Here is a 13,149-nt window from a genome sequence, read left to right as displayed (position 1 = left end):
GAATGCGCGACACATGAATTGTCGATTCCGTTTCTCACTGATAGCTGCTGGCATGGTACTAGCAGCTTCGGTTCAAGCCGCTGAGGCTAAGTATTCATTAAGTGATGTGCCGCATCTTGCTTCTGAAAAGCAGCATGCAACGGCGAGCACTAGAGTGGCTTCGCGTTATATGCGTTCTCACTATAAGCATTTTACACTTGATGATCAGTTTTCTGGACAAGTATTCAATCGTTATATTGAAATGCTTGATTATAATAAAAGCTTTCTTAACGCAACAGATGTCAAACAGTTTGGTAAATGGAAAAGCCAGTTAGATGATCAACTGAAATCAGGGAATACATCAGCTGCGTTTGATATTTTTAATAAAGTCCTTCAACGTCGTTTTGAACGGTATCAATTTGCACTTACGCAATTAAATACAGAAATCAAATTCGATGGTAAAGATGATTTTGTTATTGATCGTTCAGAGCTTGAATGGCCAAAAGACAATACTGAACTGAATGAGATTTGGCGACAGCGCGTTAAATATGATGCGCTAAATCTTAAGCTTACAGGAAAGAAGTGGCCTGAAATTCAAAAGACGTTAACTAAACGCTATAACAATGCGATTAAACGTTTAACACAAACACACAGTGAAGATGTATTTCAGCTATATATGAATGCTTTTTCACGTGAGGTCGATCCACATACAAGTTACTTATCGCCGCGTAATGCTGAACAATTTCAGGCAGAGATGAATCTGTCATTAGAAGGAATTGGTGCAGTATTGCAGGTTGAAGATGACTATACCAAAATTCGTTCTTTAGTTGCTGGTGGACCAGCGGCGAGCTCGAAAAAAATCACAGCAGGTGATCGCATTATTGGCGTAGGTCAAGAAGGCAAGAAAGTTGTTGATGTTATTGGTTGGCGTCTTGACGATGTTGTTCAGTTAATCAAAGGGCCTAAAGGCAGTAAGGTTATTCTGGATATACTACCTGAAGGCAATAATGCAAAGAGTTACACCGTAACTATTGTACGCGACAAGATTCGTCTTGAAGATCGTGCAGCGAAGTCGGAAGTGAAAACTGTCGATGGTAAAAAAATTGGTGTGCTTGAAATTCCAAGCTTTTATGTGGGACTATCAGAAGACACCAAAAAAGAACTGGTTAAATTAAACGATCAGAAAGTTGATGGTGTTGTGATCGACTTACGTAATAATGGCGGTGGCGCATTAACTGAAGCGACAGCATTGACAGGACTCTTTATTACAAGTGGGCCTGTAGTGCAAGTGCGTGATAGTTATGGTCGAATTAAAGTTAATGGTGATTCAGACGATCAAATTTCTTTTGATGGACCATTAACCGTATTAATTAACCGTTATAGCGCATCAGCTTCAGAAATTTTTGCGGCTGCTATGCAAGATTACGGACGTGCTATTGTTTTAGGTGAACAATCTTTTGGTAAAGGTACGGTGCAACAACACCGGTCATTAAATCATCTGTATGATTTATTCGATAAACCATTAGGCCATGTTCAATATACTATTCAAAAATTCTACCGTATTAATGGTGGAAGTACTCAGAATCTAGGTGTTGTGCCTGATATTTCTTTTCCTTCAGCTATTGATCCTGCTGAAACAGGAGAGAGTGTTGAAGATAATGCATTACCTTGGGATAGTATAAAGCCTGCAGGTTATAAGAAGTTACATAATTACAATACGCTTGTACCGATACTAACAGCTGATCACCAAGCCCGTATCAAAAATAATATGGAGTTTGGTTTTATCAATGAAGATATTTTGACCTATAAAAAGGAAAAAGATATCAATACGATTTCATTGAATGAAAAGACACGTGTAGCCGAGCAAGATAAAGAAGATTCAGATCGTTTAGCCCGCTTAAATAAACGTCAAAAAGTATTAGGTAAAAAGCCTTTTGCTGATTTGGATGCGGTGCCAAAAGATTATGAAGCGCCAGATGTTTATCTTGATGAAGCTGTCGCGATAACGGCTGATTTTAGTGATCAAAAACAATCGTAATAATGATTAACGGAACGACATTATCGTGTTGATGTCTCTATTATTAAAGCGCTCCTTAGGAGCGCTTTTTTTTGATCGTAGTTTTTGTGTCTTATTATTGAGATAAATTAAATCACAAAGTGTGATATTGCGCATATTTTTCATCGAAAATTAGGTTTCCCAACTAGCTTTAGTATATGACCTCTGCAGCTTGAAGAGGCAATACAAAAGCTAAAATATTCATCAAGGGGAAATGCGTATGATGAAGACGTTTTATTTTTTCTGGTTATTTATCTTGAGCTTGTTTAGTTTTCATTCTGTTGCTGATGATATTACTGAATTTGACTATCCTTTTTTATTAGGTAATTGGTATTGGTTTAGTGATAAACAAGAAGGTATTGAAAGTGATGGCGAACGGTATCGTGCAATGCATGTCATGTTCAAATCAGATTATCAATTTGCAATGCGCTTATTACGTATAGATGGTCAAGTTGAACAATGGACTGGTGGATATGATATTGATGATACTAATATCACTTTTATTTCCGCGGGTGAAGATGATCAGATTCATACTTATTTACTAAGTTATAATCGGTTTGTTCTTGATGGAGCTCAGTTTACTAAATTAGCACCTGAGCATTTAGCTGGAAATTGGAGCACAAAAGATATTTCAGGCCAAGATGTTGCTGACAATATTTCTGAGTTTACATTATCTCTACGACCAGACTTTTTATTCTCTGCTGAGATCTCCAATCTTGCAGGTAAAAAGAAAGAACACCGTGGTGTATATTATTTAGAAGATGATCAAATTGTATTGTTATATGAAGAAGGGCAACATGATAGTCGGTTTGTACTGAATGGCCATAATACCTTAACGTTAACGAATAAACATTTTGGAATGGAAGCGGTATTAAATCGAGACTGATGTAAATAGTGAAAAGCATTAATTATTATTATTATGAAAAAAAAGAGCGGACAATTACTTGTTCGCTCTTTTTATTGAATATTATTAAGAATCGTCAGTCGATTATTATTCGTTAACTAACTGGAATGCTGTGCGCAATTGATCAAGGTAGTTTTCATCACGACAAATACTTTTACCAGGTTCGTCCGATATCTTAGCGACAGGGCGACCTTCACATTCTGTTAGTTTTAACACGACATTCAGTGTTTTTACATTAGGCAGATCACAAGTAAGTTGTGTACCAATACCAAAGCTAACATTAATACGATCATTAAAATGTTTGTAAATAACTAATGCCTTATCAAGAGTGAGGCTATCAGAAAATACTAATGACTTTGTTTTTGGATCAATACCTAAATCTTGATAGTGTGCAATGGCTTTTTCACCCCAAGAAATAGGGTCGCCACTGTCATGACGCAAACCAATAAAACGCTCAGAAAGACGCTGATCGAAATCACGTAAGAAAGCATCCATATTGATACAGTCTGTTAATGCTATACCTAAATCATATGGATATTCTTGTAACCAACGGTTAAGTGCTAATTGTTGAGAATCAGCCAATTCACCAGACAGTTGTTGATGTGCTTGGAACCATTCATGTGCTTGAGTGCCTACAGGAGTTAATCCACGAGTGTAGGCTAAGTAGTAATTTGACGTACCTTTGAATTCAGGCATATTATCTTTAAGATAATCAACGACATGGTGATGAACATCTTTTGAAAAACGACGACGCGTACCAAAATCAACTAATGCAAATTGGCTTAAATCACAGTCTTTCGCATCATGATAAAAACGGTCAATTTTAGTTTTTAATTGTTCAATAGCAACGGCTGCTGTTGCTTGTGGATAAAGATGTTTACAGCGCGTTTCGCAGATAATGGCAAGTAGTGGTACTTCCCATAAAATGACATCAAGCCACGTGCCACGAATCGTAATCGCGAGTTGATCACCTGAAGTATCAATTTCAACATCATTAGCATTTAGTTTGAAATTTTTTAAAAATGCAAGGTAATCAGTATGGAAAAAAGTCAGAGTCGATAAGAAATCGAGTTCACCTTGGGTGAAAGATAAGGTCGCAATGTGATCAATTTGTGCTTGAATTTCAGCAGCGTAAGGACGTAAATCTTCTTCGCTACGGCAATGAAACTCAGCCACAGCTTCAACGCCTGGGTATTGATGAAAAACTGCTTGTTGCATATGCAATTTATAAGCATCAGTATCAAGCAGGGAGTCGATAACCCCAATATTGTGTCTGTTATTATTCATACCTGGTAGTAGATACTCAAATTAATAAACTTAAAGAATTTATTTTTATAATTATAGGATCTTTAAATTCAATGTCTTGGACATGGTTTATAAGGTTTAGTAAATAAATAACTAAACTATTTAACTGGTGTGAGATTGTGACCTAAGAGGTGAACTACGTCAAGGAATATCAAGTTTACTCATTGTGACTGTTGCATTAATCATCTCAACGTGTATCACGAGTAAAACACGGAAACGATTACGTTTAAAATTATAAATATTGTCGGTTAAGTCATGCTTGAAAAGTGTTATTGGTGACACAATATTAAAATATAACAGTCAACATTAATCGGTCGCTCGTGGCTAGCGCTCTGAGCAATCATAAAGGATATAAAAATAATGACAGAACATTCTACAGTGACTCAACCTGCGGCAAAATATCGTTCAGACTATCGCTCGCCTGACTACACCATTACTGATATCGATCTGACATTTGACCTTCATGATACTAAAACAACCGTTGTTGCTATTAGTCATGTTGTACGTCTTAGTGACGAAGCGAATGCAGATTTAGTGTTAGATGGCGATGATTTAACATTGATTAGCGTAGCTATTAATGGCCAAGATTGGCAGGATTACCACCAGCAATCAGGGCATTTGACGTTAACTAATCTTCCTGCTGATTTTGAATTGGCAATTACGACTGAAATTAATCCTGAAGCGAATACGCTACTTGAAGGTCTATATAAGTCTGGCGGTGGTTTTTGTACTCAGTGTGAAGCTGAAGGTTTCCGCCGCATTACGTTCTATTTAGATCGCCCTGATGTTTTAGCACGTTTTACTACTAAAATTATTGCAGACAAAGCCGCTTTTCCTTACATGCTAAGTAATGGTAATCGAATTGCGGAAGGTGAGCTTGATAATGGCCGTCATTGGGTACAGTGGCAAGACCCATTCCCTAAACCATCGTACTTATTTGCACTTGTTGCTGGTGATTTTGATGTATTGCGTGACACATTCACCACTATGAGTGGACGTGATGTTGCACTAGAAATTTTTGTCGATAAAGGCAATCTTGATCGTGCTGATTATGCAATGACATCATTGAAGAATTCCATGAAGTGGGATGAAGAACGTTTCGGTCTTGAATACGATCTAGATATTTACATGATTGTGGCGGTTGATTTCTTTAATATGGGTGCAATGGAGAATAAAGGTCTCAATGTCTTTAACTCTAAGTTTGTATTAGCAAATCCAAATACCGCAACAGATACTGACTATCAAGGTATTGAAGCTGTCATTGGTCATGAGTATTTTCATAACTGGACAGGTAACCGTGTTACTTGTCGTGATTGGTTTCAATTAAGTTTAAAAGAAGGCCTAACCGTTTTCCGTGATCAAGAGTTTTCTTCAGATTTAGGCTCTCGACCTGTTAACCGTATTGCTAATGTGCGTATTGTTCGTGGTCCACAATTTGCTGAAGATCGTGGCCCAATGTCTCATCCAATTCGTCCTGAAAAAGTCATTCAAATGAATAACTTCTACACATTAACTGTGTATGAAAAGGGCAGTGAAGTGATCCGTATGCTACATACTTTATTGGGTGAAGCAAATTTCCAAGCGGGCATGAAGCTATACTTTGACCGCCATGATGGTACAGCAGCAACCTGTGATGATTTTGCACAAGCGATGGAAGATGCTTCTGGGATTGATTTAAGTAGTTTCCGTCGCTGGTATAGCCAAGCAGGTACACCAGTTGTTAGTGTTTCAACTGCGTATGATGCATCAGCGAAGAGTTACGCTGTCACTATTAAGCAGCAAACCCCCGCAACCGCAGAGCAAGTAGAAAAGCAGCCACTGCATATTCCGTTTGATATTGAGCTATACAATAGCAAAGGTGAAGTGATTGCCTTACAAATCAATGGTGAAATAGTACATAACGTACTTGATGTAAAAGAAGCTGAGCAAACATTTGTATTTGAAAATGTGACAGAGCAGCCAGTGATTTCGATGCTACGTGAATTCTCAGCACCAGTGATCTTAGAATATGATTACACTGATGATGAGTTAATTTTCTTAATGGTTAATGCATCGAATGAATTTGCTCGTTGGGATGCAGGACAAATGCTATTAGCTAAATATATTCGTCAAAATGTAGCCCAAGTACAACAAGGTCACAGTGTAACGTTACCTGATGCTGTTATTGATGCGTTCCGTGGCGCATTACTGGATGAAAACCTTGATCCTGCTTTTATTGCTGAGATGCTAACACTGCCAAGTGAAAATGAAATTGCAGGCTGGTATACAACTGTTGACGTTGATGCGATCAATCAAGTTGTGGGTGCATTTACCCAGTTACTTGCGTCTGAAATGGAAGATGAGTTTAGTGCGATTTATCACAGCTTAACGCAAGGTAGTTATAGCTTAGATCATACCGCAATGGCACAACGCGCACTGCGTAATAAATGTTTGTCATATTTAGCATTTACCGCACAAGGTAATGCATTAGTAGCTGCGCAATATAAAGTTGCTGACAATATGACAGATACGATGGCCGCAATGTCGGCAGCCAATAATGCGCAACTTGATTGTCGTGCAGAGCAAGTGGCTGATTTCAGTGATAAATGGAGCCATGATGGCTTAGTGATGGATAAATGGTTTATGTTGCAAGGCACCAATCCTGCGGCAGATGCATTAGAAAATGTACGTCAGACAATGAACCATCCGACATTTAGCTTGAAAAACCCTAACCGTACTCGTAGTTTAGTTGCTGGTTTTAGTGCTAATAACCCAGTCCATTTCCATGCTAAAGATGGTTCTGGTTATGCGTTTTTAACTGAAATATTAACGATTCTAAACACCAGTAACCCACAAGTAGCGGCTCGTTTGATTGAGCCTTTACTTAAACTGCGTCAATATGATGCTAGCCGCCAACAATTGATGCGCGAGCAACTAGAAAAATTAGCAGCGATGGATAATCTAGCTAAAGACCTATTTGAAAAAGTACAGAAAGCGTTAGATCAAAAATAAGTTATTGATGATCTAATATGATGGTAAGCGAAAGCCAGTGACTGATTGATAATAGTCACTGGCTTTTATTTTATCTTATTGTTTTAACCGATTTGATATCACAACGAATGGATAATTAGCTATGCGCAGCTTTACATTTACGATTGATATGAGTTACACCCTTTTTCAGCAACATTATTCAGGTGCCGCCAGTAGTGTGGTGGTTTTAACGGATACTGGCTTAAAGCTTCAACTACCTGCGATAAGGTTACGGCGTTTTTTAACTCATGCTGGTATTACCGGGAAATTTCGTGTAGTGGTTACCAATGATAATAAACTTGAGACTATCGAACGCCTTTAGCTGTGTTTTTAAATTTATTTTCAGCGGTTACTCATAATGGACAATAATAATGTTATTGCATGCTATTTTACAACGTTGGCATTATTTACTACACCTGAAATACCATCATTGATGGCTGTTTTTCTATTAAATAAGGTGAAATGATAGCAATAATGACTAATAAGAAAATACTGAGTTGTGGTTATATATAAAAAATGACGGCCTTAAATAACAGGTTTATCGTAAATGAAATGTATTAATTAGTGATTGTTATGTAAGGTAAATGTTCTTATGTGGTTTGTTTTACCTCACATCACGAAAACGTTTGCTTTTAAGGGTAATTATTTGAAACTAATGCCGCTTATAAGCTATTGTAAATATTGATATAAAATATAAGTCCATGTTTTATTGATAATAATCAAAAGAATAGGGATTGTATTTAGCCTTATAACTGTGAATAATACCACCCCGTTTATACGGGATTTTTAATGGAGTTATAATGTTATATCGCATCGCACGATCCGCTATTTTCCAGTTGGATGCAGAAAAAGCACACGACCTCGCTATTCAGAATTTTTCTCGCTTTACTGGCACTCCACTTGATCTCTTCTATCGTCAACATGTTCCTGAGCGTCCTGTTGAAGTTATGGGTATTACGTTTAGAAATCCTGTCGGTTTAGCGGCTGGCCTAGATAAGAATGGCGAATGTATTGATGCATTTGGCGCAATGGGATTTGGTTTTGTTGAAGTTGGTACAGTAACACCTCGCCCTCAGTCGGGTAATGATAAACCACGTTTATTTCGTTTAATTCCAGCTGAAGGCATTATTAACCGTTTTGGTTTTAATAACCTAGGCGTTGATAATTTGGTTGAAAATGTAAAGAAATCAAATTACGACGGTGTGATTGGCATTAACATCGGTAAGAATAAAGATACACCGATTGAAAAGGGTGCTGAAGACTATTTAATCTGTATGGAAAAAGTTTATCAGTATGCAGGTTATATTGCAGTCAACATCTCATCGCCAAATACACCAGGATTACGTTCGCTACAATATGGCGAAGCATTAGATGATTTATTATCACAACTAAAACAAACACAAACTGAGCTAGCTGAATTACATGGCAAGTATGTACCGTTAGCACTTAAGATCGCGCCTGATCTTGATGATCAAGAAATAGTTCAAGTTTGTGAATCACTCATTCGTAACAATATCGATGGTGTTATTGGTACTAACACTACATTAGATCGTACCTTAGTTGAAGGTATGGATCATTGCGATGAAATGGGAGGGCTAAGTGGTCGCCCATTGCAAAATAAGAGTACTGAAGTTATTCGTAAAATGGCTATTGCGTTGAATGGCGCATTGCCGATTATTGGTGTCGGTGGTATTGACTCTGCAATGGCTGCTCGTGAAAAAATTCAAGCAGGTGCGCAATTGGTTCAAGTTTATACTGGCTTTATTTACCATGGCCCACGTTTAGTAAAAGACATTGTTAACGGTCTTTAATATAAATAGCTAGCCATCGTTCATCTATCATAAGATTATTATTGGAGCCAAATTGGATCATGCATTCAATTTGGCTTTTTTGTATCTACGAATAAAAAAAATAATAAAACTGCATAATTTCAGGGGAATTATTGTCATTATTTTTCCCCTTTTAATTTTTCATCTGTGACGTAAAATTTTGTCTACAATCGTTGATATAGAGTAAGAGAGTGAGGGAATCATGCTAACTCCAAACAATTCTTGGCACTGGCGGTTTGATATGCAACGTAATACGCTGATACTTGATCTTGGCAATGAATTATTATTTTGTGTTTCTATACCAACCAAAAAATTAGTTGAAGAGGCCAGATCAACATCAAAGCAAGTCTTTACGGTAACCGATGTAGCGGCTTATCAAGCGTTTAAAGAAGGCATGGATGAGCTAACACTTTCTGAAGCGCGTAAATCTGAATTAGCATTAAATGCCGTAGCAACGTATCGTTTTCAAAAACCTATAATGGCTAAAAGTTGGTTTTTTACGCCGCAAATAGGAGCTGATCCTCATTGGGGAGAAGTGGTTATACTACAAACGGATCATGGGTGTGCTCGATTTATTGTGGTTGAAAATGACGGCAATTCAAGCCTTTGTATGTTAGCTGATGTAACACCAATGGCATTAGATAATAATAAGGTAATGAACTTTTCTGATACGATCCGCGTAATGAATAATCGAATGACATCTTATTTAGACGCTAAACCAATGAACTTTGCTTTAGTAGGGTAGGGAATAGTTTTCCATTCTTCTCCATTTAGGTTCGTAAATGGTGTTTAGGTTTATTCATCACCAGTCCCTAATCTTTAAGCATTACCCTTGCGCGTAATATACTTCCTTCTTCCATACGAACAAATCTCGATTACACTTTCGCTTTATTTCTATCGTACTAGTGCCTTTCTGTCTGCTTATCATTGTAATCAATTTAGTACCATCACAACCAATATTCCTTAATCGACCTATATAGACTTATCTATCTGCTTAAATAGTCTTGTCTACATTTGACCTTTTGTCTTGTTATTGTGCTGGTGGTTTTAAGTAAATTGCGACAAAAAAGTGATATGGGTATCATTAACTATGTGATCAATCTCAAAAAAATAAACATTGCAGCCTAAATAATAAGCAAATCAGGCACACTTAAATACGAATAATCTTACCAATATTACAGCTAATAACCTCACTTATTATCTGCTAATTTCCTTATTTTGAAGGCACCAATACCCTGATTATAAAATAGTGCATTTGGTTATTCCAATTATTCCAAATACCAGTTAAAAGGTTAGTGTTTGGTTTTTGTTTTGCGCGACACTCATTGTAAAGTTAAGAGTTTATCTATATTTTTTTATTATTAATTAATGGTTTATCTATTGTTTATATTTGAAAACAATGGATTCAACCTTGGTTTTGGTGATGACAGGTAGCAATATTTGGCTATATTGTTTCTATACGTATTCAATGATGCTTATCATAAGACAAATGACTTGCTAGTAAAAATATGCGCTGAATTTATGTTCAAAAAGTGAGGTGGAAAGGCTTATCAGTTAACAAAGGTTGTTTTTTTCATCTAATAAGGAAATTGATTGAGGTAAAAGCGAGGTATTTAATGTGATTTCAGTTATAATTCGACGCAATATTAGTGTGAAAAGAACGCCATGAATCAATATTTAGCGATTACTTCCCGCGGCCTAGAAAACTTGCTTGCGGATGAACTAGAACAATTAGGTGCACAAAACATTCAAGTTGTGCATGCCGGTGTCCGTTTTAAAGCAGATCAAGCAATGGCTTATCGTTGCTGTCTATGGACACGTATTTCCTCTCGAATCATCCAAGTGTTGAGTGAGTTTAATGTCCGTGATGATATGGACTTATACTTAGGTGCAACGGCGATTAATTGGATGAGCCACTTTGATAGCAATACCCGTATTGTGGTTGATTTCAATGGTACTAACCGTGAAATCCGTAATAGCCAATACGGTGCGATGAAAATCAAAGATGCGATTGTTGACCGTTTTACTAAAGCGGATCTTCGTCGCCCTAATATCGATCGTGAAAATCCAGATTTACGTATTCATATGCGTCTGTCTGGTGAGAAAGGTATCCTTGGCCTAGATATGGCAGGCAGCGGTTTACACCAACGTGGTTACCGTAGCGAAGCTGGTCGTGCTCCTCTTCGTGAAACTCATGCTGCAGCTTTAGTTATGAAAAGCGGTTGGACACCAGAAATAGCATTGTTAGATCCAATGTGTGGTTCTGGTACGTTAGTCATTGAAGCCGCTATGATGGCTGCTGAAATTGCACCAGGCCTTAAACGTAAGCGTTGGGGTTTTGAGTCAATTAAAGACTTTGACAAAGAAGCATGGTTAGAAATTCATGCTGAAGCGACAGTAAAAGCGCGTCGTGGACCATCAAAAGTAACGACTAAGTTCTTTGGTCGTGAAATGGATCAACGTGTATTAGCGATTGCTCGTGATAACGCAGGTCGTGCTGGTGTGAAGAGTTTGATTGATTTTGCCTATGGTGATGCAACACAACTGATTCGCCCAGAAGGTTTTGATACTGGCATCATTCTTTGTAACCCTCCTTACGGTGAGCGTTTAGGTACAACATCTGAACTTATCTCATTGTACAAAGAGTTTGGTAATCGCTTAAAGCTGGCTTTTGAAGGTTCAGTTGCGGCTATCTACTCAGGTTCAAATGAATTGTTAAGCTGTATGCGTATGCGTGCTGACAAACAATTTAAATTAAGTAACGGTGCATTAGATTGTGTACTTAAAACATACTTAATTACGGCAGGTAGTGTTAAGAAAGAAGACGGCGAAAAAGAAGGCGTTATTGTTCAAGAAGACGTAGCACCTGATTTTGCCAACCGTTTAAAGAAGAATATTGCTAAGTTAGGTAAGTGGGCTAAACGTGAAGGCGTTGAGTGTTACCGTATTTACGATGCGGATCTTCCTAACTACAATGCCGCTATTGATAAATACAATGATTATTTGATCATTCAAGAATACGCGGCACCCAAGACGGTTTCTGAAGAAACAGCGCGTCGTCGTATTATGGATGTATTACGTGCCACGATTGAAGTAACAGGTGTTGAGCCAAATAAAGTTATTTTAAAAGTGCGTGAGCGTCAAAAAGGCCGTAATCAATACCAAAAGCTATCAAGTGCAGAACGTCACATGACAGTGGATGAATACGGTATTAAGTTTAAAGTAAATCTTTATGATTACCTTGATACTGGTTTATTCTTAGATCACCGCATTACGCGTCGTATGCTAGGTAAAATGGCAGCAGGTAAAGATTTCCTTAACTTGTTTGCTTACACTGGTTCTGCAACGGTTCATGCAGCAGTCGGCGGTGCTAAGTCGACAACAACGGTTGATATGTCGAATACTTACTTGCGTTGGGCTCAAGAGAACATGGAGCTTAATAACCAAGTAGGTGATCAACATGAGTTTGTTCAAGCTGACTGTTTACAGTGGCTACAAGAAGTTGATGATACGTTTGATCTGATTTTTATCGATCCACCAACGTTCTCAAACTCTAAGCGTATGAAGCAGACGTTTGACATTGAACGTGATCACATCATGTTGATGGAAAACTTAAAGCGTATGCTGCGTCCAGAAGGACAGATTGTATTCTCTAACAATAAGCGTCACTTCAAGATGGATCTTGAAAAACTGACTGAACTTGGCCTACAAGCTAAGAATATTTCAGATAAGACTTTACCACTTGATTTCGCTAAGAATAAGCAAATCCATAACTGTTGGATTATCACTCACAAGGAAGACTAAGTGTTAATCACACTTTATAGCACACAAGGATGTCATCTCTGCGAGCAAGCTTATAGTTTGCTGGTGGAGATGGGTGTGCAACATCAAGTAAGCATCGTTGATATTGCCTTTGACGATGCTTTATTCTCTCGTTACGGTGTAACAATACCCGTACTCTCAATTTCAAATCATGATGATCACACTATTTCGAAGCCAGAACTTCATTGGCCGTTTGATCGGAATAGGTTAACAGCATGGTTAACTACTAATGAGCTTGGTTAAAA

General features: G+C 37.7%; 9 protein-coding genes. 8 read left to right on the top strand and 1 reads right to left on the bottom strand.

Annotated elements, in window-relative coordinates:
- Window positions 1-13: 13 nt before the first annotated feature.
- Window positions 14-2,017: a carboxy terminal-processing peptidase gene (gene prc / locus VXS03_RS10135; protein ID WP_327763586.1), complete on the top strand. Its 2,004-nt coding sequence runs from the start codon at window positions 14-16 to the stop codon at window positions 2,015-2,017.
- Between the two features lie 238 nt (window positions 2,018-2,255).
- Complete coding sequence (locus VXS03_RS10130; protein ID WP_327763585.1) at window positions 2,256-2,921, top strand: hypothetical protein; 666 nt, start codon at window positions 2,256-2,258, stop codon at window positions 2,919-2,921.
- A gap of 105 nt (window positions 2,922-3,026) precedes the next feature.
- On the opposite strand, the gene pncB is transcribed toward VXS03_RS10130, so the two are convergent.
- Window positions 3,027-4,226, bottom strand: coding sequence for a nicotinate phosphoribosyltransferase (gene pncB / locus VXS03_RS10125; RefSeq protein ID WP_327763584.1), 1,200 nt, complete (start codon window positions 4,224-4,226; stop codon window positions 3,027-3,029).
- A gap of 378 nt (window positions 4,227-4,604) precedes the next feature.
- Between pncB and pepN the strand changes: the two genes are divergently transcribed.
- From pepN to VXS03_RS10095, 6 genes are all read left to right on the top strand, one after another.
- A complete protein-coding gene (pepN, locus tag VXS03_RS10120; protein ID WP_327763583.1) occupies window positions 4,605-7,235 on the top strand; it encodes an aminopeptidase N in 2,631 nt (876 codons plus the stop codon).
- Window positions 7,236-7,356: 121 nt separating this feature from the next.
- Window positions 7,357-7,575, top strand: coding sequence for a DUF2835 domain-containing protein (locus tag VXS03_RS10115; RefSeq protein ID WP_327763582.1), 219 nt, complete (start codon window positions 7,357-7,359; stop codon window positions 7,573-7,575).
- A gap of 478 nt (window positions 7,576-8,053) precedes the next feature.
- Entirely contained in the window at window positions 8,054-9,064 is a 1,011-nt protein-coding gene (gene pyrD, locus VXS03_RS10110) for a quinone-dependent dihydroorotate dehydrogenase (protein ID WP_327763581.1), read from the top strand.
- 220 nt (window positions 9,065-9,284) lie between these two features.
- On the top strand, window positions 9,285-9,827 hold the full coding sequence (locus tag VXS03_RS10105) for a cell division protein ZapC (protein ID WP_327763580.1): 543 nt from the start codon (window positions 9,285-9,287) through the stop codon (window positions 9,825-9,827).
- A gap of 920 nt (window positions 9,828-10,747) precedes the next feature.
- The gene (rlmKL, locus tag VXS03_RS10100; protein ID WP_327763579.1) at window positions 10,748-12,886 is read left to right on the top strand and encodes a bifunctional 23S rRNA (guanine(2069)-N(7))-methyltransferase RlmK/23S rRNA (guanine(2445)-N(2))-methyltransferase RlmL; all 2,139 of its coding nucleotides are present in this window, start codon (window positions 10,748-10,750) and stop codon (window positions 12,884-12,886) included.
- Window positions 12,887-13,147, top strand: coding sequence for a glutaredoxin family protein (locus tag VXS03_RS10095; RefSeq protein WP_327763578.1), 261 nt, complete (start codon window positions 12,887-12,889; stop codon window positions 13,145-13,147).
- Window positions 13,148-13,149: the final 2 nt, after the last annotated feature.

The sequence above is a fragment of the Photobacterium sp. S4TG1 genome (genome assembly GCF_036040035.1).
Taxonomy (GTDB): domain Bacteria; phylum Pseudomonadota; class Gammaproteobacteria; order Enterobacterales; family Vibrionaceae; genus Photobacterium.
The sequence above is the reverse complement of the archived record's forward strand: the minus strand, read 5'-3'. Positions and strand labels throughout refer to the sequence as shown.

Bases quoted from the DNA above. Each gene is read 5' to 3' on its own strand.
- prc (WP_327763586.1), top strand. From the start codon at position 14: ATGAATTGTCGATTCCGTTTCTCACTGATAGCTGCTGGCATGGTACTA.
- VXS03_RS10130 (WP_327763585.1), top strand. From the start codon at position 2,256: ATGATGAAGACGTTTTATTTTTTCTGGTTATTTATCTTGAGCTTGTTT.
- pncB (WP_327763584.1), bottom strand. From the start codon at position 4,226: ATGAATAATAACAGACACAATATTGGGGTTATCGACTCCCTGCTTGAT.
- pepN (WP_327763583.1), top strand. From the start codon at position 4,605: ATGACAGAACATTCTACAGTGACTCAACCTGCGGCAAAATATCGTTCA.
- VXS03_RS10115 (WP_327763582.1), top strand. From the start codon at position 7,357: ATGCGCAGCTTTACATTTACGATTGATATGAGTTACACCCTTTTTCAG.
- pyrD (WP_327763581.1), top strand. From the start codon at position 8,054: ATGTTATATCGCATCGCACGATCCGCTATTTTCCAGTTGGATGCAGAA.
- VXS03_RS10105 (WP_327763580.1), top strand. From the start codon at position 9,285: ATGCTAACTCCAAACAATTCTTGGCACTGGCGGTTTGATATGCAACGT.
- rlmKL (WP_327763579.1), top strand. From the start codon at position 10,748: ATGAATCAATATTTAGCGATTACTTCCCGCGGCCTAGAAAACTTGCTT.